This is a genomic window from Helicobacter pylori NQ4053 (assembly GCF_000274605.1).
Classification (GTDB): domain Bacteria; phylum Campylobacterota; class Campylobacteria; order Campylobacterales; family Helicobacteraceae; genus Helicobacter; species Helicobacter pylori_CV.
Window position 1 is genome coordinate 550,782 of the sequence record NZ_AKNV01000006.1, and the last position, 21,891, is coordinate 572,672.

21 protein-coding genes, 1 rRNA gene and 3 pseudogenes are annotated in these 21,891 nt (G+C 36.1%); 16 read left to right on the forward strand and 9 right to left on the reverse strand.

Going from position 1 to position 21,891, the window contains the following annotated elements; all coding sequences use genetic code 11:
* Positions 1 to 156 precede the first annotated feature (156 nt).
* The 15 genes from AYS37_RS07790 to AYS37_RS07860 all read left to right on the forward strand — a co-directional run bounded on the left by AYS37_RS07790 (position 157) and on the right by AYS37_RS07860 (position 15,128).
* On the forward strand, positions 157 to 1,020 hold the full coding sequence (locus AYS37_RS07790; RefSeq protein WP_001024653.1) for a DNA-methyltransferase: 864 nt from the start codon (positions 157 to 159) through the stop codon (positions 1,018 to 1,020).
* Complete coding sequence (locus AYS37_RS07795) at positions 1,007 to 1,789, forward strand: DNA methyltransferase (RefSeq protein ID WP_000602651.1); 783 nt, start codon at positions 1,007 to 1,009, stop codon at positions 1,787 to 1,789. The genes AYS37_RS07790 and AYS37_RS07795 overlap by 14 nt, the downstream gene beginning before the upstream one ends.
* Before the next feature lie 15 nt (positions 1,790 to 1,804).
* Positions 1,805 to 3,070: a hypothetical protein gene (locus tag AYS37_RS07800; protein ID WP_001125161.1), complete on the forward strand. Its 1,266-nt coding sequence runs from the start codon at positions 1,805 to 1,807 to the stop codon at positions 3,068 to 3,070.
* Positions 3,071 to 3,157: 87 nt separating this feature from the next.
* Positions 3,158 to 3,799 (forward strand): copper response regulator transcription factor CrdR, encoded by a 642-nt coding sequence (gene crdR / locus AYS37_RS07805; RefSeq protein ID WP_001169758.1) that lies wholly within the window; start codon positions 3,158 to 3,160, stop codon positions 3,797 to 3,799.
* Positions 3,765 to 4,967 carry a copper-sensing histidine kinase CrdS gene (gene crdS / locus AYS37_RS07810; protein ID WP_080023706.1) on the forward strand — a complete coding sequence of 401 codons (1,203 nt, stop codon included), beginning with the start codon at positions 3,765 to 3,767 and terminating at the stop codon, positions 4,965 to 4,967. Before crdR ends, crdS begins: the two co-directional genes overlap by 35 nt.
* 2 nt (positions 4,968 to 4,969) lie before the next feature.
* Positions 4,970 to 6,370 carry a bifunctional ADP-dependent NAD(P)H-hydrate dehydratase/NAD(P)H-hydrate epimerase gene (locus tag AYS37_RS07815; protein ID WP_000954048.1) on the forward strand — a complete coding sequence of 467 codons (1,401 nt, stop codon included), beginning with the start codon at positions 4,970 to 4,972 and terminating at the stop codon, positions 6,368 to 6,370.
* A 10-nt stretch (positions 6,371 to 6,380) separates the two neighbouring features.
* Complete coding sequence (locus AYS37_RS07820; protein WP_000349734.1) at positions 6,381 to 7,847, forward strand: replicative DNA helicase; 1,467 nt, start codon at positions 6,381 to 6,383, stop codon at positions 7,845 to 7,847.
* Positions 7,844 to 9,157 carry a ComEC/Rec2 family competence protein gene (locus AYS37_RS07825; protein WP_000653584.1) on the forward strand — a complete coding sequence of 438 codons (1,314 nt, stop codon included), beginning with the start codon at positions 7,844 to 7,846 and terminating at the stop codon, positions 9,155 to 9,157. The genes AYS37_RS07820 and AYS37_RS07825 overlap by 4 nt, the downstream gene beginning before the upstream one ends.
* Positions 9,158 to 9,227: 70 nt before the next feature.
* Positions 9,228 to 10,070, forward strand: coding sequence for a menaquinone biosynthesis prenyltransferase MqnP (mqnP, locus tag AYS37_RS07830; RefSeq protein WP_241209040.1), 843 nt, complete (start codon positions 9,228 to 9,230; stop codon positions 10,068 to 10,070).
* A complete protein-coding gene (locus tag AYS37_RS07835; protein ID WP_001874823.1) occupies positions 10,063 to 10,557 on the forward strand; it encodes a hypothetical protein in 495 nt (164 codons plus the stop codon). The genes mqnP and AYS37_RS07835 overlap by 8 nt, the downstream gene beginning before the upstream one ends.
* Before the next feature lie 11 nt (positions 10,558 to 10,568).
* Positions 10,569 to 11,075, forward strand: a complete 507-nt coding sequence (locus tag AYS37_RS07840; RefSeq protein ID WP_000953090.1) for a DUF6115 domain-containing protein — start codon at positions 10,569 to 10,571, stop codon at positions 11,073 to 11,075.
* Positions 11,069 to 11,872, forward strand: coding sequence for a phosphatidylserine decarboxylase (locus AYS37_RS07845; protein WP_000226224.1), 804 nt, complete (start codon positions 11,069 to 11,071; stop codon positions 11,870 to 11,872). The genes AYS37_RS07840 and AYS37_RS07845 overlap by 7 nt, the downstream gene beginning before the upstream one ends.
* A complete protein-coding gene (gene nadA / locus AYS37_RS07850; protein ID WP_001141805.1) occupies positions 11,862 to 12,872 on the forward strand; it encodes a quinolinate synthase NadA in 1,011 nt (336 codons plus the stop codon). Before AYS37_RS07845 ends, nadA begins: the two co-directional genes overlap by 11 nt.
* The gene (nadC, locus tag AYS37_RS07855; RefSeq protein WP_000404042.1) at positions 12,872 to 13,693 is read left to right on the forward strand and encodes a carboxylating nicotinate-nucleotide diphosphorylase; all 822 of its coding nucleotides are present in this window, start codon (positions 12,872 to 12,874) and stop codon (positions 13,691 to 13,693) included. The genes nadA and nadC overlap by 1 nt, the downstream gene beginning before the upstream one ends.
* A 358-nt stretch (positions 13,694 to 14,051) precedes the next feature.
* On the forward strand, positions 14,052 to 15,128 hold the full coding sequence (locus AYS37_RS07860) for a tyrosine-type recombinase/integrase (RefSeq protein WP_000749454.1): 1,077 nt from the start codon (positions 14,052 to 14,054) through the stop codon (positions 15,126 to 15,128).
* A gap of 62 nt (positions 15,129 to 15,190) precedes the next feature.
* Here the strand turns inward: AYS37_RS07860 and AYS37_RS07865 are convergent, their stop codons facing one another.
* The 9 genes and pseudogenes from AYS37_RS07865 to AYS37_RS07905 all read right to left on the reverse strand — a co-directional run bounded on the left by AYS37_RS07865 (position 15,191) and on the right by AYS37_RS07905 (position 20,177).
* Entirely contained in the window at positions 15,191 to 16,393 is a 1,203-nt protein-coding gene (locus tag AYS37_RS07865) for a hypothetical protein (protein WP_001146613.1), read from the reverse strand.
* Positions 16,393 to 17,172, reverse strand: a pseudogene (locus AYS37_RS07870) (hypothetical protein); the annotation flags it as partial. The gene AYS37_RS07865 and the pseudogene AYS37_RS07870, both read right to left, overlap by 1 nt.
* Positions 17,159 to 17,416: pseudogene (locus AYS37_RS07875) on the reverse strand (competence protein ComB); the annotation flags it as partial. The pseudogenes AYS37_RS07870 and AYS37_RS07875, both read right to left, overlap by 14 nt.
* A 9-nt stretch (positions 17,417 to 17,425) precedes the next feature.
* Positions 17,426 to 17,716 (reverse strand): TrbC/VirB2 family protein, encoded by a 291-nt coding sequence (locus tag AYS37_RS07880; protein WP_000413638.1) that lies wholly within the window; start codon positions 17,714 to 17,716, stop codon positions 17,426 to 17,428.
* Positions 17,704 to 18,192: a hypothetical protein gene (locus AYS37_RS07885; protein ID WP_000571650.1), complete on the reverse strand. Its 489-nt coding sequence runs from the start codon at positions 18,190 to 18,192 to the stop codon at positions 17,704 to 17,706. Before AYS37_RS07885 ends, AYS37_RS07880 begins: the two co-directional genes overlap by 13 nt.
* On the reverse strand, positions 18,189 to 18,413 hold the full coding sequence (locus AYS37_RS07890; protein ID WP_000188958.1) for a hypothetical protein: 225 nt from the start codon (positions 18,411 to 18,413) through the stop codon (positions 18,189 to 18,191). The genes AYS37_RS07885 and AYS37_RS07890 overlap by 4 nt, the downstream gene beginning before the upstream one ends.
* A gap of 2 nt (positions 18,414 to 18,415) precedes the next feature.
* Entirely contained in the window at positions 18,416 to 19,204 is a 789-nt protein-coding gene (locus tag AYS37_RS07895; protein WP_001874824.1) for a hypothetical protein, read from the reverse strand.
* A 43-nt stretch (positions 19,205 to 19,247) separates the two neighbouring features.
* Positions 19,248 to 19,694 (reverse strand): annotated as a pseudogene (locus tag AYS37_RS07900) (DUF262 domain-containing protein); the annotation flags it as partial.
* A gap of 42 nt (positions 19,695 to 19,736) precedes the next feature.
* A complete protein-coding gene (locus AYS37_RS07905; RefSeq protein WP_000057817.1) occupies positions 19,737 to 20,177 on the reverse strand; it encodes a hypothetical protein in 441 nt (146 codons plus the stop codon).
* Between the two features lie 1,038 nt (positions 20,178 to 21,215).
* On the opposite strand from AYS37_RS07905, the gene AYS37_RS07910 reads away from it, so the two are divergent.
* Positions 21,216 to 21,891 (forward strand): 23S ribosomal RNA (locus AYS37_RS07910); the annotation flags it as partial.

Sequence of the window (21,891 nt, forward strand, 5' to 3'; positions counted from 1 at the left end):
CTAGAAGACGATTACCTTTTAAGCGAGAGCGTTAAGGCGTTTGGCTTGTTGAAAATTTAGATTGCTTTGACTGACTCATTTTTTAAAATACCCCCATTTCATTGTAAAATTATCTCTGTGAAACCCGTTGAAGTTGAATAAAAGGTAAAAATAAGATTGAATATCAATAAAGTGTTTTATCATAGCAGCACCAACATGAATGAAGTGCCAGATAATAGCGTGGATTTGATCATCACAAGCCCGCCTTATTTCAACATCAAAGATTACACGAAAAATGGCACACAAGATTTACAGCATTCAGCCCAACATGTTGAAGATTTAGGGGCGTTAGAAAAATATGAAGATTATCTTTTAGGTCTTTTAAAAGTTTGGCTTGAGTGCTACAGAGCGTTAAAACCCAATGGTAAGCTATGCATCAATGTGCCTTTAATGCCCATGCTTAAAAAGGTTTTAAACACGCACTATAACCGCCATATTTTTGATTTGCATGCTGATATTCAACACTCCATTTTGCATGATTTAAACAATACGCTAGAAAACAAGCCTAAAATGTTCTTACTGGATGTCTATATTTGGAAACGCACCAATCCTACTAAAAGATTGATGTTTGGGAGCTACCCTTATCCTAGAAATTTTTATGCGCAAAATACTATAGAATTTATCGGCGTGTTTGTCAAAGACGGCAAACCCAAACAACCCACAGAGGAGCAAAAAGAACAAAGCCAATTGACTCAAGAGGAATGGGTGGAATTTACCAAACAAATTTGGGAAATCCCAATCCCTAATAAAAACGATATTGCTTTTGGTAAGCATGCGGCTTTAATGCCGGCTGAATTAGCAAGGCGTTTGATTAGATTGTATAGTTGCGTGGGCGATGTGGTTCTAGATCCATTTAGCGGGAGCGGGACAACCTTAAGAGAAGCAAAGCTTTTAAAAAGAAATTTTATAGGTTATGAACTCTATGAAAATTATAAGCCCTTGATTGAGCAAAAATTAGGAAACTTGTTTGATTTTGAATAAGATTTATATAGAAGATGTTTTCACATTTTTAGACAAATTAGAAGATAAAAGCGTTGATTTAGCCATTATTGATCCCCCCTACAATCTTAAAATTGCTTCATGGGATAGTTTTAAAAATGATGAAGAGTTTTTAACATTTTCTTACGCTTGGATTGATAAAGTGCTACCCAAAATCAAAGATACGGGGAGTTTTTATATTTTTAATACCCCCTTTAATTGCGCTTTATTTTTAGCGTATTTGCGCCATAAAAAAGCGCATTTTTTAAATTTTATCACTTGGGTTAAAAAAGATGGGTTTGCCAACGCCAAAAAGCGTTATAACCACGCGCAAGAAAGCATTTTATTTTATAGCATGCACAAGAAAAACTACACCTTTAATGCCGATGAAGTCCGCACCGCTTATGAATCCACCGAACGCATCAAACATGCTCAAAGTAAGGGGATTTTAAAAAACAACAAACGCTGGTTCCCTAACCCTAAGGGCAAATTATGCCTTGATGTATGGGAAATCACTTCACAAAGGCATGTTGAAAAAGAGAATGGTAAAATCCTTAAGCCAAAACACCCTAGCATTAAACCTAAAGCGCTCATTGAGCGCATGATAAAGGCTAGCTCTAATGAAAACGATTTGATTTTAGATTTGTTTAGCGGCAGTGGCATGATTAGCTTAGTGGCTAAAAGTTTGGGGCGTAATTTTATAGGGTGTGAAACCCATGCTGAATATGTGCATGAGAGTTTAGAAATGTTTAGGTATAATGAATACAAATAAAAAAGGATATTTAACATGCCAAAATTAGAAAAAATTTTGCTAGAAATCACACAGCTTGATCCTAGTAAAGAGTGTTTGAAATTCTTAGCTAATCGCATAAAAAGCTCTGATTATAGGGGCTTACACTTGTCCCAACACAATCGTTACGATCAAAATAAAATTAAAACCATTATTCAAGCTATTTTTAATGAAGTGGGAGAGGATTTTTTACAAATCCGCACCACCGATATGAGCAAACGCCCTAGCAATATCATAGGCGAAGAGGTTTATGCAAAAGTGGTTGATAATATCTCTGAAATGCCTCAAGATAATTTAAGAAAAAAGAATCAGGTAACTCAAGATAGCTTGAGAAAAAATCTTTTTGTAGATATGCACAGAATGGGGTTGATTGAACGCTACAATAAAAATAAGGAACCTACAAACCCCTACATCCAAAGCAATATTAAATATATCAGTTTAACTCCCTTAGCTATAGAATTTTTAAACGCGCAGGATTTGTTAAGAAAAAATTTTTGTTACACGCAAGCTTTAGAAAATCTTTTACAGGGTTTTGGGGCAGAATGCAGAGAGGTGATGATAGAGCTTGACAATCATTATTTAGACATTGAAGAAGTGATGTTTTTTGTTACGTTTTTAAATATTGAAAATTTTACTAGAAGTGAAATTATAGAATATGTTAGAGAGTATAGGAGTTTAAGCCGTATCCAAAAAGAAAAATTAAAAGAGTTAGTGCAAGACTATTGCAACCCTAACCATTTTAACGGGAACAAGTTAGACAAGAGAGACTATCATAATTGGAAAAATCAAGCCCAACAAATTTTTAGCTTGCTAGAACAAAGCGTGTTTTTTGAAACCAATAAAGAGAGGCTTATTTTAAAAACGCTCAATGAAGAAAACAAACAAAACGATAAAAAGCTCAAACGCTCCATTAAAGAAAAAGCCCTTTATTTTGAAAAACATGGCGTTAAAAAAGAAAAGGGTTTTGAGTTGCACCATATTGTGCCTTTATGTTTGGCTCGCTCTATAGAAGAGTTTGATCTTTTGGATAAATGGGAAAATTTAATCTATATTGACGCTTTTAACCATGCGAAGATATCTCAAACGCAAAATAAACATATTTGTTTGTATTTTGAAAATTGCGATGTGATTTTATCTAAAGGCTTAAAAGAAGAACAAGAAAGCCTTTATTTTACTTACATTGAAAATGTGTTATATAAACTTGATTTACAAAATGTCATGCTGGAATACAATAAAGATTTATTGCATTCTAAAAACGGCTGATAAAATAAAGCGGTGTCTTTTTTAAGGGAGCGTTTTTCATAACCGCTTTTGGTATAAAGGCTATAGAATTAGCGCTACAATACCCCCATGCAAAAAAAGATTTTTTTACTAGAAGACGATTACCTTTTGAGCGAGAGTATCAAGGAATTTTTAGAGCATTTGGGCTATGAAGTATTTTGCGCTTTTAACGGGAAAGAGGCTTATGAAAGGCTCTCTGTTGAGCGTTTTAACCTCTTGCTTTTAGACGTGCAAGTGCCTGAAATGAATAGTTTGGAATTGTTCAAGCGCATCAAAAACGATTTTTTAATCTCTACGCCTGTGATTTTTATCACCGCCTTACAGGATAACGCTACCTTAAAAAACGCCTTTAATTTAGGTGCGAGCGATTATTTGAAAAAGCCTTTTGATTTGGACGAATTGGAAGTGCGCATTAAAAGGTTTTTCAATGACGATCCCATAGAAATCATGCCTAACATTTTTTACCACCAAAATTGCTTGAGTGTTAGGGGCAAAAAAGAGATCTTGCCGCCCAAAACCGCCCAACTTTTAGAATACTTTTTAGAGCATAAAGGGCAAATCATTAGCTCTCAAGCGTTAGAAAATAACTTATGGGAGCAGGCTATTGATGATTCCACCTTGCGCACTTACATTAAGGTGTTGCGCAAGCTTTTGGGTAAAAATTGCATAGAAACGCATAAGGGGGTGGGCTATCGCTTTAACCCACTATGAAAAAAAATCCCTCAAGCTCTTTTTAGGGACTTATTTAGGCTCTTCGTTTGTGTTAATGCTAGTGATTAGCGTTTTAGCGTTTAACTATGAAAAAAACGAAAAAATCAAAATGATACGCATGGACATGGATAAAATGGCTTCTAAGATCGCTAGTGAAGTGGTTGCCTTGCACATGCAAACGCATGGGGATTACCACAACGCTTTAAACGCTCTAATCTCACGCTATAAAGACGCTTCCATAGCGCTTTTTGATAGTAAAAAGCGTGTTTTATACTCCAATATCCCTGAAAGCGCGGATTTGATCAAAACCCATAAAGAAGCGGGCTTTTTTAATTTTAAGGGGGAGTATTACCTGTTTAGCGATGAAACTTTCGCCCATTTAGGCGTGGCTAAAATGCTTTTTAAAAATTCTAAACCCCTTCATTTTTCTTCTTTGTATCGTAACATTGTTTTAGTGTTTGTCATAGCGTTTTTATGCGTGATAGGGGTTTCTGTGTTTTTGGGGCGTTTGTTTTTAAAGCCCATTAGGAATGAAATCACGCGCATCGATCATTTTTTAAAAAACACCACGCATGAATTAAACACCCCCATGAGCGCTTTAGTCTTGTCTTTAAAAACCTTAGAAGACAACCAACAACACCGCCGCATTAAAATCGCTATCCAGCGCATGAGTTTTTTATACCGCTCGCTCTCTTATTTGGTGATGCAAGACATTGAGCGCGAGTCTTTTGTGCTTTTAGACTTAAAAGCCCTGATTATTAAAGAAAATACGCTTTTTAGCGAGATGATAGACTACCACAAGCTGGAATTTAAAAGCGATCTAGTAGAGGTGGCGTTTAAGGCTAAAGAGCAGGATTTCCTTTCGCTTTATAGCAATTTGCTCATGAATGCGATCAAATACAGCGTCATGCATGGGTATATCCACATAGAGCTAACATGCGAGTTTTTGAAAGTGAAAAATTTAGGGTATGAAATCCCTAAAGACAAGATTAAAGAATTAAGCGTTCGTTACGCGCGTTTCAATTCTAGCGTGTTGGGTTATGGTATAGGGTTAGATTTAGTGAAAAAAGTGTGTGAAAAGTATAAAATGCGTTTAGAAATTCATAGCGAACCCTCTTTAAAAGGAACGTTTTATGAAAATTCGTTTTGTATTCATTTTCAAGGATAAAGATGCTTTCAGTGTATGAAAAAGTGAATGCCCTAGACAAAAGGGCGCTTGAAGAATTGTTTTTAAGCGAAGACATTTTAATGGAAAACGCCGCTATGGCTTTAGAAAGGGCGGTTTTACAAAACGCTTCTTTGGGTGCTAAAGTCATTATCCTTTGTGGGAGCGGGGATAACGGAGGCGATGGCTATGCTCTAGCCAGGCGTTTAATAGGGCGTTTTAGAGTGCTGGTCTTTGAAATGAAATTAGCCAAAAGCCCCATGTGCCAATTGCAAAAAGAAAGGGCTAAAAAAGCAGGGGTAACCATCAAAACATACGAAGAAAACGCCCTTAATCAAAATTTAGAATGCGATGTGTTAATAGATTGCGTGGTAGGGAGTGCTTTTAAAGGCGGATTAGAGCCGTTTTTAAACTTTGAAAGCCTTTCTCAAAAAGCGCGCTTTAAAATCGCTTGCGACATTCCTAGCGGGATCGATTCTAAAGGCAGGGTGGATAAGGGAGCGTTTAAAGCGGATTTGACTATCAGCATGGGCGCTATCAAGTCATGCTTATTAAGCGATAGGGCTAAAGACTATGTGGGGGAATTGAAAGTGGGGCATTTGGGGGTTTTTAATCAAACCTATGAGATCCCAACAGACACTTTTTTACTGGAAAAAAGCGATCTCAAACTGCCCTTAAGGGATAAAAAAAACACTCATAAAGGCGATTACGGGCATGCGCATGTTCTTTTAGGCAAGCATAGTGGGGCGGGGTTATTGAGCGCAATAAGTGCGTTAAGTTTTGGATCTGGAGTGGTGAGTATCCAAGCGTTAGAATGCGAGATAACTTCTAATAACAAGCCTTTAGAATTGGTTTTTTGTGAAAATTTCCCTAACCCCTTAAGTGCGTTCGCTCTTGGCATGGGGTTAGAAAATATTCCAAAGGATTTTAAGAAGTGGCTTGAATTAGCCCCATGCGTTTTAGATGCGGGCGTTTTTTATCATAAAGAGGTGTTGCAAGCCTTAGAAAAAGAAGTGATCTTAACCCCTCACCCTAAAGAGTTTTTATCGTTGTTAAAATCAGTGGGGATCAACATAAGCATGCTAGAATTATTAGACAATAAGCTAGAAATCGCAAGGGATTTTTCTCAAAAATACCCCAAGGTGGTTTTGCTTTTAAAAGGGGCTAATACCCTAATCGCTCATCAAGGGCGAACTTTTATCAACACTTTAGGGAGCGTGGCTTTGGCTAAGGCTGGGAGTGGCGATGTGTTAGCGGGACTGATTGTAAGCTTGCTTTCTCAAAACTATACGCCTTTAGACGCCGCTATTAACGCAAGCCTAGCGCACGCCCTAGCGGGTTTAGAATTTAAGAACAATTACGCTTTAACGCCCCTAGATTTGATAGAAAAGATCAAACGATTATAAAAGGATAAAAATGGATCATTTAAAGCATTTGCAGCAATTGCAAAACATTGAAAGGATCGTGCTTTCAGGCATTGTGTTGGCCAATCATAAGATTGAAGAGGTCCATAGCGTTTTAGAGCCTAGCGATTTTTACTACCCGCCTAACGGCTTGTTTTTTGAAATCGCTTTAAAACTGCATGAAGAAGATTGCCCCATTGATGAGAACTTTATCCGCCAAAAAATGCCTAAAGACAAGCAAATCAAAGAAGAAGATCTAGTCGCTATTTTTGCGGCAAGCCCCATAGATAATATTGAAGCCTATGTGGAAGAGATTAAAAACGCTTCCATTAAACGAAAACTTTTTGGCTTGGCTAACACCATCAGAGAGCAAGCCCTAGAAAGCGCGCAAAAATCCAGCGATATTTTAGGTGCTGTGGAGCGAGAAGTCTATGCGTTATTGAATGGCAGCACCATAGAGGGCTTTAGGAGCATTAAAGAAGTGCTTGAAAGCGCAATGGATCTTATTACGGAAAACCAAAGAAAGGGGAGTTTGGAAGTTACTGGCATACCGACTGGATTTGTCCAGTTGGATAATTATACGAGCGGTTTTAATAAGGGGAGTTTAGTCATTATAGGGGCAAGGCCGTCTATGGGTAAAACCAGTTTGATGATGAACATGGTCTTAGCTGCGCTCAATGACGATAGGGGGGTAGCGGTTTTTAGTTTAGAAATGTCCGCAGAGCAACTCGCTTTAAGGGCGTTATCGGATCTCACTTCTATTAACATGCATGATTTAGAGAGCGGGAGGCTTGATGATGATCAATGGGAAAATTTAGCCAAATGCTACGATCACCTTTCGCAAAAAAAACTCTTTTTCTACGATAAAAGCTATGTGAGGATAGAGCAAATCCGCTTGCAACTGCGAAAGCTTAAATCCCAACACAAGGAATTGGGTATCGCTTTTATTGACTATTTGCAACTCATGTCAGGGAGTAAAGCCACTAAAGAGCGCCATGAGCAAATCGCTGAAATTTCAAGGGAGCTTAAAACTTTAGCCAGAGAATTAGAAATCCCTATCATAGCGTTAGTGCAACTCAACCGCAGCCTGGAAAACCGAGACGATAAACGGCCCATTCTTTCGGATATTAAAGACAGCGGGGGGATTGAACAGGACGCTGATATTGTTTTATTTTTATATAGAGGCTATATCTATCAAATGAGGGCTGAAGACAACAAAATAGACAAGCTCAAAAAAGAAGGCAAGATTGAAGAGGCGCAAGAGTTGCACCTAAAAGTGAATGAAGAAAGGCGTATCCACAAGCAAAATGGCAGTATTGAAGAGGCTGAAATCATCGTGGCTAAAAACAGGAATGGGGCTACAGGAACGGTTTATACGCGCTTTAACGCTCCTTTCACGCGCTATGAAGACATGCCCATAGATTCTCATTTAGAAGAGGGACAAGAAACTAAAGTGGATTATGATATAGTTACAACTTGAAAGATAAAACTTTTCAGGGGGCGTTTGAACTTCTTTCAACCCCCAAAGAATACTTATGGTGTGGGGTGTTTTTAAGCCTTTTGTTGGCGATCAACCTTTATTTAGAATACTTGAATTACCAAAAGCTTGATTTTTCAAAACCTACAAGCCTGAACGCTCAAATCTTGTTGCAATACCCTAAAACTAAAGATCAAAAAACCTATTTTGTCTTAAAGCTCCAATCAAAGGGCATGATCTTTTACACCACCATTAAAGAGCCTTTAAAAAATCTCCAATACCGCCACGCGCAATTTTTTGGCAAGATCAAGCCTTGCTCGTTCTTAGAGTCTCTAAAATCATGCTTTTTTCAAACTTATTCTTTTTCTTTAACACGAAAACAAGATTTCAAATCGCATTTGCGCCATTTCATTGACAGCGCTCATTCAAGCGCTTTAGTGGGTAATTTGTATCGAGCGTTATTCATAGGGGATAGCTTGAATAAGGATTTAAGAGATAAAGCCAACGCGCTAGGGATCAACCACTTACTAGCCATTAGCGGGTTTCATTTAGGGATTTTAAGCATGAGTGTGTATTTTCTTTTCTCTCTTTTTTATACTCCCTTACAAAAACGCTATTTCCCTTATAGGAACGCTTTTTATGATATAGGGGTTTTGGTGTGGGTTTTTTTGCTAGGGTATTTATTGCTATTAGATTTTTTACCCTCTTTTTTCAGGGCGTTTTTAATGGGCTTATTAGGGTTTTTGGCATGCTTTTTTGGGGTAAGGCTTTTGAGTTTTAAACTTTTGATTTTAGCGTGCTGTATCGCCATAGCGTTACTCCCTAAATTGCTTTTTAGTGTGGGGTTTTTGCTTTCTGTTTGTGGGGTGTGGTATATCTTCTTGTTTTTAAAACACACTCAAATTTTTTTTAAAAATTCTTCTTTTTTAATGCGATCGTTTCAAGTCATAAGCTTAAGCGTGCTGGTGTTTTTGAACATGCTCATTATTGCGCATGCCTTTTTCCCTATGTTTTCGCCCTACCAGCTCTTTAGCATTCCTTTAGGCTTGATTTTTATCGTGTTTTTCCCTTTGAGTTTGTTCTTGCATGCGGTGGGTTTGGGGTCTTTGTTGGATCATTTTTTAAGCATGCCTTTAACAATCCCCACGATTTCGGTTTCTTCACCCTTATGGCTTTTAGGGACGCATTTATTTTTAACGATTCTAAGCGCGCGTTCTTTTAAAGTTTATTTAAGCATGAACGTTTTAAGCACAGGCTTTTTCTTGTATTGTTGCTATCAATATATTATAATGCCTAGCTTAATTGTAGGTTAGAAAAGTCATTTTATTAGGGATCAAATAATTGCTTAAAAAAATCACGCACCAAATCAAAGCTTTAGGCGAATTGGTCGCTTTGGAGCATACGATATTTTCTAGCATGTTTTTACTCATGGCTATGGTCATAAGCTCCTATCAAAAAAATCAAACGCTCTTTTTTGACTTAGAAACCCTAATCCTTTGTTTTTTAGCCTTATTAGGGGCGAGAAACTTCGCTATGGGGTTTAACCGCTTGGTGGATAGGGATATTGATAAGGATAACCCAAGGACCAAAAACCGCCCGAGCGTGGATGGCAGGATCAGCGTTAAAGGCATGGTCATTTTTAGCGTTTTAAACGCTCTTTTATTCGTGGGGGTGAGCTATTTTATTAACCCTTTAGCGTTCAAGCTTTCGTTACCTTTTTTAATCATTTTGGGGGGGTATTCGTATTTCAAGCGCTTTTCTTCTTTGGCGCATTTTGTCGTGGGTTTGGCTTTGGGTTTGGCTCCCATTGCAGGAAGCGTGGCGGTTTTAGGAGCGATCCCTTTATGGAATGTCTTTTTGGCTTTAGGGGTGATGTTATGGGTGGCTGGGTTTGATTTGCTTTATTCTTTACAGGATATGGAGTTTGATAAAGAAAGGGGCTTGTTTTCCATTCCTAGTCAATTAGGGGAAAAATGGTGCTTGAATCTCTCAAGGTTCTCACACCTTGCAGCGCTGATCTGCTGGCTTTTTTTTGTGAAATGCTATCATGGGGGGCTTTTTGCGTATTTAGGCTTAGGGGTTTCAGCCTTGATCTTACTCTATGAGCAGATCTTAGTGGCTAGAGATTATAAAAACATCCCTAAAGCCTTTTTTGTGAGTAATGGCTATTTGGGGGTGGTGTTTTTTATTTTTATCGTCCTTGATGTGGGGTTTAAGCATGCATGAGTTGGTTTTAAGAACCCAAGCTTTAGGGTTTGAAACGCGCTTAGTCCAATGCGATTTATCGTTCTCCTATGAAAGATTTATTTCTAAAACCAAACGCTCTTTAGCGGTGTTAGAAGAATTTGATTGGTTAAATTCTGGCTTTGATTTTTCACGCTTGAACGTTGAAAACGACACTCTGGAATTGCTCAAAGCGCTGTATTTTAAATTAGAAAAATTAGAGAGCCTGCTTTTAAAAGAAAACCTGCTTGAATTGGAGCAAAATAACCGCATCATCGCTTTAGGGCATGGGCTTATTTGCTTAAAAAAACAAAGCCTGATAGCGCCTCAAACTTACTATGGGCGTTGCGTGTTAGAGGGGAAAATCCTAGCCTTTTTTGGCGTGGCAAGGGATAAAGATTTTTTAGAAATCACTCGCATGCACGCCTTAGACATTAAGCGTTATGATTCTTTCATTGTTGATAGCGAAAGAAAAGGCTTGAAATTATGAACGGGAGCAATCTGTTATCTTCTAATGATTTGTTTATGGTCGTTTTGGGGGCGATTTTATTGGTGTTGGTGTGCTTGGTGGGGTATTTGTATCTTAAAGAAAAAGAGTTTTACCATAAAATGAGGCGTTTAGAAAAAACCTTAGACGAATCCTATCAAGAAAATTATATTTATTCTAAGCGTTTGAAAGAATTAGAGGGGCGTTTGGAAGGCCTTTCTTTAGAAAAAAGCGCTAAAGAAGATAGCTCATTAAAAACAACCCTTTCACACCTTTATAACCAGTTGCAAGAAATCCAAAAATCCATGGACAAAGAACGCGATTATTTAGAAGAAAAAATCATTACTTTAGAAAACAAATTCAAAGACATGGGGCATTATGCCGCTAGCGATGAAATCAATGAAAAACAGGTTTTGAAAATGTATCAAGAGGGTTATAGCGTGGATTCTATTTCTAAAGAATTTAAGGTGAGTAAGGGCGAGGTGGAATTTATATTGAACATGGCAGGATTAAAATGGTAGCTTTAAGCAACGCTCTTTCAAGGGTTTTTGGCTCTGTGGCTGGCTATAAATTCCCTTCTTTTATCCAAAAAGGTATCAACGCTCTTTATGTTAAGATCTTTAAAATTGATTTGAGCGAGTTTGAGCCTTTAGAAAATTATAGGAGTTTGAACGCTCTTTTCACGCGCTCTTTAAAAAAAGAACGCCCCTTTGACAAAGCCCCTAATATTTGCATTGCGCCTTGCGACGCTTTAATCACTGAATGCGCTTTTTTAGACAATGATACCGCTTTACAGATTAAAGGCATGCCTTATAAAGCGCATGAATTAGTGGGCGAAATCAACCCCTTAAGCCCCTCTTTTTTCTATGCGAATTTTTACCTTTCGCCCAAAGATTACCACCACTACCACGCCCCTTGCGATTTAGAAATTTTAGAGGCTCGTTATTTTGCGGGGAAATTACTACCAGTCAATAAGCCCTCATTACACAAAAACAACAATCTGTTTGTGGGCAATGAACGGGTAGTGCTTGTTGCAAAAGACATTCAAGGCAATAGGTTGTATTTTGTAGCGGTGGGAGCGTTAAATGTGGGTAAAATGCGTTTTAATTTTGATAAGAATATCCAAACTAACGCTAAAGCCCGTTTCACGCAAACCTACTCTTATAACCCACCGATTAAGGTTAAAAAGGGGGATAATTTAGGGAATTTTGAAATGGGCTCTACTATCGTTTTATTCATTCAAAACACCGCTTTTAAAGATTTGAGAGAAAAAAGCGTGAAGTTTGGGGAAAGTATAGGGGAATTTCATGCCAACTGATAACGATTTAAAAACTTCTATTTTGGAATTGTTGAACGATTTAGACGCGCTTTTAGTGGCTCATTTTTATCAAAAAGATGAGATTGTAGAGTTGGCCCATTATACAGGCGATAGCCTGGAGTTAGCTAAAATCGCAAGCCAAAGCGATAAAAACCTCATCGTGTTTTGCGGGGTGCATTTTATGGGCGAGAGCGTGAAAGCCCTAGCCTTTAACAAACAAGTGATCATGCCCAAACTCTCATGCTGTTCTATGGCGAGGATGATTGATAGCCACTACTACGATAGAAGCGTTCATTTACTAAAAGAATACGGCGTTAAAGAATTTTACCCTATCACTTATATCAATTCTAACGCTGAAGTGAAAGCCAAAGTCGCTAAAGATGGTGGCGTGGTTTGCACGAGTAGGAACGCTTCTAAAATCTTTAATCACGCTTTAAAACAAAATAAAAAAATCTTTTTCCTACCGGATAAATGCTTGGGGGAAAATCTAGCCCTAGAAAATGGCTTAAAAAGCGCGATTTTAGGCGCAAATAGCAAAGAAGAAATTAAAAACGCTGATGTGGTTTGTTATAACGGCTTTTGTTCGGTGCATCAGCTTTTCAAATTAGAAGACATTGAATTTTACCGCCAAAAATACCCGGATATTTTAATCGCTGTCCATCCAGAGTGCGAGCCTAGCGTGGTTTCTAACGCTGATTTTAGCGGATCAACGAGTCAAATCATAGAATTTGTAGAAAAGTTAAGCCCCCATCAAAAAGTCGCCATAGGCACTGAAAGCAATTTAGTCAACCGCTTGAAAGCCAAGCGCAACCATCAAAACACTTTCATTCTTTCTAGCACGCTCGCTCTTTGTCCTACCATGAATGAAACGACTTTAAAAGATTTGTTTGAAGTCTTAAAGGCTTATAAAAACCACAGGGCTTTTAACACGATTGAATTAAAAGATGAGGTGGCGCGTCTGGCCAAACTCGCTTTAACTAAAATGATGGAGTTGTCCTAATGGAGATTAAAACCTTTTTAGAATGCGCTTTAAAAGAAGATTTAGGGCATGGGGATTTGTTTGAAAGGGTGTTAGAAAAAGATTTTAAAGCCACAGCCTTTGTTAGGGCTAAACAAGAGGGCGTGTTTTCAGGCGAAAAATACGCTTTAGAGTTGTTGGAAATGACTGGCATTGAATGCGTTCAAACGATTAAGGATAAAGAACGCTTCAAGCCTAAAGACACTTTAATGGAGATTAGGGGGGATTTTAGCATGCTTTTAAAGGTTGAGCGCACCCTTTTAAACCTTTTGCAACACAGCAGCGGGATCGCTACTTTAACGAGTCGTTTTGTGAAAGCTCTAAACTCCCATGAAGTGCGTTTGTTGGACACACGAAAAACCAGACCCCTTTTAAGGATTTTTGAAAAATATTCTGTGCTTAATGGGGGAGCGAGCAACCACCGCTTAGGGCTAGATGACGCTTTAATGCTTAAAGACACGCATTTAAAGCATGTCAAAGATCTCAAAAGCTTTTTAACGCATGCCAGAAAAAACTTGCCTTTCACGGCTAAAATTGAAATTGAATGCGAAAGCTTTGAAGAGGCCAAAAACGCCATGAATGCGGGAGCGGATATTGTGATGTGCGATAATGTGAGCGTTTTAGAGACTAAAGAAATTGCCGCTTATAGAGATGCACATTATCCCTTTGTCTTACTAGAAGCGAGCGGGAATATTTCGCTAGAGAGCATCAACGCTTACGCCAAAAGCGGCGTGGATGCCATTAGCGTAGGGGCTTTAATCCATCAAGCCACTTTTATTGACATGCACATGAAAATGGCTTAAAGGCTTTAAAAAAGGGTTATTAGCATGCTAAAAGAATATTTAGAAAGCATTAAAGATCTTACGACTGAAAAGAATGTAATTATTTAGATAGTTCTAAGCTTCTTAATCTTTTTAATACTAACTTTTAAAAAAATACTTCTGCATTCTACCATAAATTTTGAAATTTTGTTTATAAAGTAAAATCGGAAAAATTTTTCTTTACAATTTTATTATTAATAAGGGAGAGAGATATTTATATAATTGCACTTACTATATTATATATATCTTTTATTCTTTTTATAAATAGGCTCCTTATTATTGATTTTATAAATCACATTCTTTTAATTTCTATTAAAAATTTAATATTAAGAGGACTTTTATGAAAAAATCAAATGACAATAACGCGCTCGCTAGAAGTCAAAGGGAGTTGTTTGTAGGGATTAGGGATTTTATTATTTTTAAATTTAAGCGTATGGTTGTTTTTAATGGAGTAAGGGATTTTACAAAAATGAAATTTTTGTCTATAGAATTAGAAAAATGCGAAAATATTAAAGATTTGGAAAAATTATGTCATACAATTTATAATCAAGGCACAAAGCATATTTTGATGATGCGTGTAGTGTTTTTATTCTTTGACTATTTTTGCAAGCATTTGAAAGTTAAGCGATTGAGACTGCTCAATGAAGAAATGCTAGTGAACTTTTTATTTGAGTTAGCTAAACAAAGAAAGATTAATTCAATGGCGAAATATGTGATGTATATTAGGCAATTTTTTGATTACTTGGATAGGACTAAACATTATGATTTTTATTTTAGTCTTAAAAATATAGCCTTTGCTAAACACAAGGATAATTTGCCCAAACATCTAAATTCAAAAGATTTAAAATCTTTTATATATACTCTTATAAACTATAGAACTAGAAGCAGTTATGAAAAGAGAAATAAGTGTATTTTGCTCTTAATTATTTTGGGCGGTTTGAGAAAATCTGAGGTTTTTAATTTAGAATTGAGAAATATTGTTTTAGAAAAAGAGCATTATATCTTGCTTATAAAAGGCAAAAACAATAAAGAGCGAAAAGCGTTCATTAAACGAGAAATGCTAGAAAAATCTTTAGATGAGTGGTTGAGTGATAGCAAACGATTGAGTAGTTTTAATGGGCGTTTTATATTTAAGAAGTCTCTGTCTCACTATACTCAAAAGCATTGTTCAATCAGTAATTTTGTGTTGAAGATTTTTATGTTGAGTGGTATTGAAAATTTTAAACAATATGGTGCAGGATTGCACCTATTTAGGCATAGTTTTGCCACTTTAGTCTATGCTGAGAGTAGGGATATTGTTTTGACTTCAAGAGCATTAGGGCATCAGTCCTTAAGCTCCACAAAAATCTACATTCACACCGCACAAGAATATAATAAACAAGTAGCAAGCATTTTTGATAATTTGTTGAGTGAGTGAAAGATGATTAATTCCTCATTCAAAAGTTCTTTAAAGGGTTGTTTTTTGATGTTTTTTGCAGTTTATCTCGTTGCTTTAGAACCAACATTAACAAAACCAACCGAAGTTCTTATGTTTTCAGGCTGAGAGGCTCTGTTTTTGATGTTATTTACAGCATTGCCTATTGCACCTTCTATTTTTACAAGAGAATTGCCAGTTCCTACAGAAGCGCCTTTAACGCCACCGCTTACTGCACTACCTATATTACTAGCAAAGCTTAAAAAACTTTGCGATCCAGCTTTTAAGAAGTTAGCTAGATCAACCGAGCCACCTTGTGTTCCAAAAATGGTATTGATAATATTTGGAATATTGCTAATTAAAGCTGAAGTAATCGCCGAAATGATAATAATGCCGATAGTTTCTATGATATTTTGAGTAGGGTTAAATAATTCTAACCCAATAGAGTTTAGCATGGCAAATAAAAATACAAGAGGAGCATAAAAAGTTAGAGAAAAGACTTTTTTTATGTAAGAAAAGAAAAATCCTTGAGTTTGTTTAAAAAATAAACAAGGCGTCATAAAAATAAAGCATAGCAAATAAAAAGTTTTTTCTATAAAAATAATACAAATAAGATAAATTGTTTTAAATATAAGTAGGATTTGAAAAAACACAATAGCCACAAAAGATAGAGACTGCATAATGAAAACAAATGGTTTGCTAAAACCTGCATTATTTTCTCTAAAGCTTTCATAAAAAGCAAAAAGTTGCTTGGTTTGATTTTTAATAATTCCTTGTATATTCCCATTAAAACTTATAAAACTTTGATTTGTTTTATTTTGGGATTGATTTGATTGTTGTTGAGCTTTTTTATAAAAAGTTTTTGTTGTTTCTTCAATGGCGTTATTGAGAATAACTGCAGGAGCTTCTACAAAAAACTCTACATATGAATGGAACTTTTTAGGACTATTCAAAGCAAAGTGCATTAAAGATAGAAGAGCAAGAAAAAAAGCAAATTGCGTGAAAGTTTTGATTTCAAAAAATTCATTATTTTTGTATTTTTTTACAGAATATGCAAAAATAAGTATTGTTCCTATAGAAACCATAGCAGGTGCGATTGTTTTTGCAATATTGTTGTATTTGTCTTTAAATTCATTGGTGAAATTTTGAAATACGCCTATAATACTACTATAAAGCCCATCAGTAGCCACATTGAGATTATCAGCCGGTATGAAATAAGAAATAATACCAATAGCAAGAGAAATACCACCCCAAACCAAATAAGGCATTATTCATCCCATCCTTGTGTAATATTGTTTTTCATTTGTTCAAACTTTTCTGTTGCTATATTCCCACCTTGTGTCATCATAAAAGATTTTTCAACATCAGGCAATTGTGAAGTGGGCAGTCCAAATTTATTTAAATTTGCTCTAAAAGCTTGACTTGTCTTTTTATTTATTTCTAGAAACTCTTTTTTAACGCTTTCAGGAGGGTTTAAAAATGATGGCATAATGATATTTTGTTGTTTATAATAAGTGTCTGAATAGGCACTTGCCATAAGAGACAGAGTTTGATTCATAAAGTTTAGGTTATTGGCAATATTAAGTAAAATTTGCGTGTTTAACATTTCAAATTTTTGTTTAAAGTCTGCATAGATTTTTGCTTTAGTTTCTTGATTTGTTGCTCCTTTAAGCCTTTCTATATATGAGCCATTGTCTTTCTCAAAAGTGTTTATCAATCGCTCAATTTCAAGTGTATTACTAAAACAATAATCCTTACCATCAATATTTTGTTTAGAGCAATACCCTTCTTTCGCATAAATAGGATTTTTAACGGAAAGTTCTTGTGTGAAACTTGCACCTCTATTCTGTAAAGATGAAAAAAGTTTAAAGGTTCTAGCTTGAGCTTCTTTGAATATTTTTAAATCAATTTGTTTTGATTGAGATAAAAAATCTCCATAGCACTGAAAATTTTTTGATATTAGACAAGTTTGTGCTTGAGCTAGGTATTGTTGCTTTTTTATCCCTAAAAGTTCTTGCTCTTTTGTTTTGCAAATAAAATGAATTAGATTTGGTTTTAATCTTGGAATGAGCGATTAAAATGTCGCTTATATCTTCATCAAAAAACTCCGCTATGCTAAAAACCAATAAAAAGCACGCATACAACATAAGAGAGTTCAATATATCTAGCCAAGGTGTCATCACAAATGGCACAAAACTTGAGAGCAAAAAGCTCTTAGCATTGAGCCAAAGAAACTTTTCTTTGGAACTGATTTCTTTGAGATTAGAAACTGAAATACCGACTAATTGCATTGATAAGCCTTAGTTACCAACACTGGTCATAAACCAGTTAGCTAAGGCTGGGGCTTTAAAAAAGATTGCAGCACCAATTGCAATAGCAAGCACGGTCATTAAAATTTCTTTCCATCTATCCAAGTTTTTCCATATAAAAATAGCAAGTCCTAAAAAAATAACCATTAAAATGCCTTTAGCCGTAGGGCTAGTGAGCTGTTGTTCAATGGAATTAAAAAAGGTAGTCATATCCGCTTGTAGTAAAAGAGGTGAAAAACCTAAAAAGGCGATAAGCTTTCTAAAATGCCTTAATTTTTCCATGCAATGTTCCTTTCTTTTTTAACCACGCAAAATTTCGCTAACACTTTGTAAGTATTTTGATTGAGCTTAAAATCTAAGTGATAAATAACAAGTTCTTCATCAAACTCTAAATTTTCTTCATTGACAACTTGCGTTAAATGAATGATTTGATTTTTTAAGGCTTGTGTCATTTCATAGGTAATAACCTTTAAAACACCGATTTGTTTGATTTGAGCTAAATTCAAAGGCTCTTTGTCTTTTAGTAGGGCAAACTCACTCTCAAAAGTAAAATGCCCTAAGCTATTTTCTAAATGCTTTTCTAGCAATGAAAAATCTTTATCCCATAAATAACTGCAAGTAAGCTCTGTTTGGCTCTCTAAGGTTTTTGCGATTGTCTCTTGTTTTTTGTTTGAATAAAACTTTTCTAAATACTCTTTTACATTCAGCAATGTTTCATCAATTTGTATGGACTTTTTGTCTAGGGTTAGTTCAATCATTGTCTTTCTCTCTTTGTAGATGGTTGGCTTTGAAATAAAATATTGCTCGTTGGTTCAAGTATTTTTAAAACATGACCTTTTAACTTCTCTTGTAACAATTCTTTTCTAAACAATTCTTCTAAAATTTTGTTCTGCGTTTCTGTGTCTGTCTGCGAAAAATCAATTTGTAAAGTTTTTTCATTCAAATCAAAACAAATATTCAAAATATCGCTTGGTGTCATTTTTAAGCGCTCTCTTGAAAGTAATTTGAAACTTTGGGTGAGTTGTTAATGGGTTCACCCACACACTCTCTGTCTTTTAAGGCTTTTAAGAGATTTTTCTTCACAATGGCTGTTTGATAAAAACACAAATTGCTTGGAATATCTTTGTTTGTTAAGTCTTTGTAAGTTAGAGTGTAAGTGGTGTTAGGATTAGAAATAGGCGTGAATTTTAAAACCACATTGTTAGCTCTTTGCATAAGCTCTTGGCTAGGAATGTGCATAATGCATTCTTTTTTGTTGATTGTTACTTTCTTAATTGCTTTAGCAAACTTTTCTAAGAAACGCATAATCTGTAAGAAAAAGGGCGATGGGATATTGCTCTTTTTATTCGCTCCTACTGAGTTGTAGCCCTCTAATTCTCTGTAGTCCTTGAGATACACATACAAGTATCTTTGTTTGTTCTTAATGACTTCAATTAAGCCCTGCTCTTCTAATATATTGACATTCTTTCTTAAGGTTCTTGCCACAATTTGTAAAAATGTTTTGGCGTAATGTCTATCTAGAGCAATTTTATTGGACTTAGCATTAAATGCGAGTTTGTAGAGCATATCTAGTAATCGCTTAGCCCCTTGTCCGCCCACAAAACTTATAAAGCTTTGTTCATGTATAATGCTAGGATTAAATATTTTGTAGTCTAAGTCTTTTTTAGTTTTGAAAAAATGCTCATGCGTGTTTTTAGCATAAGCAAGATTTGCCTTATAAAGTGTGTTTAACTCATCTTTATCTAAATTAGGTTTTAATGTCTTTGCCACAGTTTTCAAGTCCCTCTATGAGACTTAGAGACAGAAACTAACATTCTAGTAAGAATGCGTAAGCTTCAATCAAATTTTTAGCGTAAAAAGAAGTTTTGAACGCTTCCAGATCCTTTTCTTCTTCAGTGATCGCCCTAAAAGCTTCACTCAAACCATAATACTTATAGGACAGAATGGGTTCAAGGTTGATTAAAGAATACTTTGGGTCTTTGTTTTGGGTAATCTTGGCTAAAAGACCCAGTAAAATCAGGCTTGTAGCCAATCGTTGCTGGCCGTCTATGATTTCAAACGCGCTGCTTTCAAGCTCATTTTCAGTCTCTCTTAAGGTTAAACTATGCATGTAATGGAATTTATCTCCCAGCTTAGAGACATGCTCTAAATCGTTCCAAAAATCCTTCAATTGCCTATCCTGCCATGCATACCCCCTTTGATAGCTGGGGATTTCAAACACGCCTTTTTCAATCACTCCGTCTAAATTTAACAATTCCATTAAAATCCTTTCATAAATTTATGGGTAAAAACCCATAATTCTTTAATTTTTTCGCTCAATCAATTTTGGTTGTCCAAGTCGGGTGCTGTGCGTGAAATGCCAAGTGTTTTTATTGACTAATTCTTCGTATTCTTGGCTCCCTTTTTGAGTGCAAACGCCCTCAACCTTTAGTGCTCCCTCTTCATCAATCCCAATAGTGTAATGGTCAATCTTTAGGGCAAAAACGCTCCGTTGGACTTCAGTCCCTCTAGTCGTTGAATCCTCATTCACAATGCCAATGATATAATCCGCTTTACGCATGAGTTCAAAATGCTTGTGCTGAGCCGCTTTGCCCATTCTTGGACGAAAACCTGTCAAAGTGCATTCATCGCACCACTCTTTAAAATCCTCATTTCCTGGAATGGTTCCTTTATACGCGCCTGAAACCATGCACAACAACAAATTGTATTTTTCATGCGCTTTCAAATCTTCTAACTGAGCCATCGTCTCTCCTTTGAATTTAACTCTGTAAGCCCCACTGGTTTAAAAATGGGGCTTATGGAATCAAATTCTTTAAAAAGATTGCGGTGTGGGTTAATGAAAAGGTTAATAATAGAGGGAATAATAAAAGGTAAAAGATTTTTAAATCGGTTTTGGTAAAAGTTATGGTAGCGTTACTTGATTACTTGATTGCTTGGGTGATTGAATGATTGAATGATTGAATGGTTGAATGATTGAATGGTTGAATGATTGAATGCCATTTCTACCCCTTTTTTGAAAAAAAGATGACTTAGAGTGTTGTATCTAGTGGTATTTAATCAATGGTTAATGGTGCGTTTTATCTTATTTTAAATGATGATGCGTTTTTATCTTATTTTAAATGGTGATGCATTTGTTTTTATTTTATGATGCATTTGTTTTTATTAATGATATGTTTGATTTAATTTAACGATGTGTTTGATTTAATGATGTGTTTTATTTTAAAGCTTTATTCTCTACCCCCTTAATTCCAATCACTCCCCAATCATTTCCAATAACTTTTATCCATTCCTTCCAAACTCTAAAATTCCTTCCAAACTCTAAAATTCCTTTCCGACTCTCAATTTTCTTTCAAACTCTAAAATTTCTTTCACATTCCAAAAACTTTAAGCAAACTTTAAGCATTACATGTCTATAATTACATTTCGTTTTTAAAGACAAGCTTTAAAAGTTCTTTAATTTGAAACCACTCAAGCAAGTTCTAAAAGCTAAAAGCTTTAATATAAAGCCCACTAGCTGATTAAACTTGGCGATCAAAAAAGATTAGGGATCAAGCATTTTTAGTCTTCTTAAAGGGTTTAACATTCAAGAGCGATTATAGCAAGTTTTTAAAGAAAACGAAGTTATTTGATTTAACATTGTTAATAGCCTATGTAAAAGTAAAGTAAAACTACAATAACTCTGTCTTATATTCATTAAGGCAGTGGTAGCGCTGAAGAATATTCGTGCAATTGTCGTTATTCATTATAAAAGGGCGGGTTTTAAAGGATATTTTAAAATTTAAAACAAGCTTTTAAGAGCAGATGGCGGATGCCTTGCCAAAGAGAGGCGATGAAGGACGTACTAGACTGCGATAAGCTATGCGGAGCTGTCAAGGAGCTTTGATGCGTAGATGTCCGAATGGGGCAACCCAACTAATAGAGATATTAGTTACTCTTTAATAGAGAGCGAACCTAGTGAAGTGAAACATCTCAGTAACTAGAGGAAAAGAAATCAACGAGATTCCCTAAGTAGTGGCGAGCGAACGGGGAAAAGGGCAAACCGAGTGCTTGCATTCGGGGTTGAGGACTGCAACATCCAAGAGAACGCTTTAGCAGAGTTACCTGGAAAGGTAAGCCATAGAAAGTGATAGCCTTGTATGCGACAAGGCGTTCTTAGGTAGCAGTATCCAGAGTAGGCCAGGACACGAGGAATCCAGGTTGAAGCCGGGGAGACCACTCTCCAACCCTAAATACTACTCTTTGAGCGATAGCGAACAAGTACCGTGAGGGAAAGGTGAAAAGAACCGCAGTGAGCGGAGTGAAATAGAACCTGAAACCATCTGCTTACAATCATTCAGAGCCCTATGATTTATCAGGGTGATGGACTGCCTTTTGCATAATGATCCTGCGAGTTGTGGTATCTGGCAAGGTTAAGCGAATGCGAAGCCGTAGCGAAAGCGAGTCTTAATAGGGCGAAC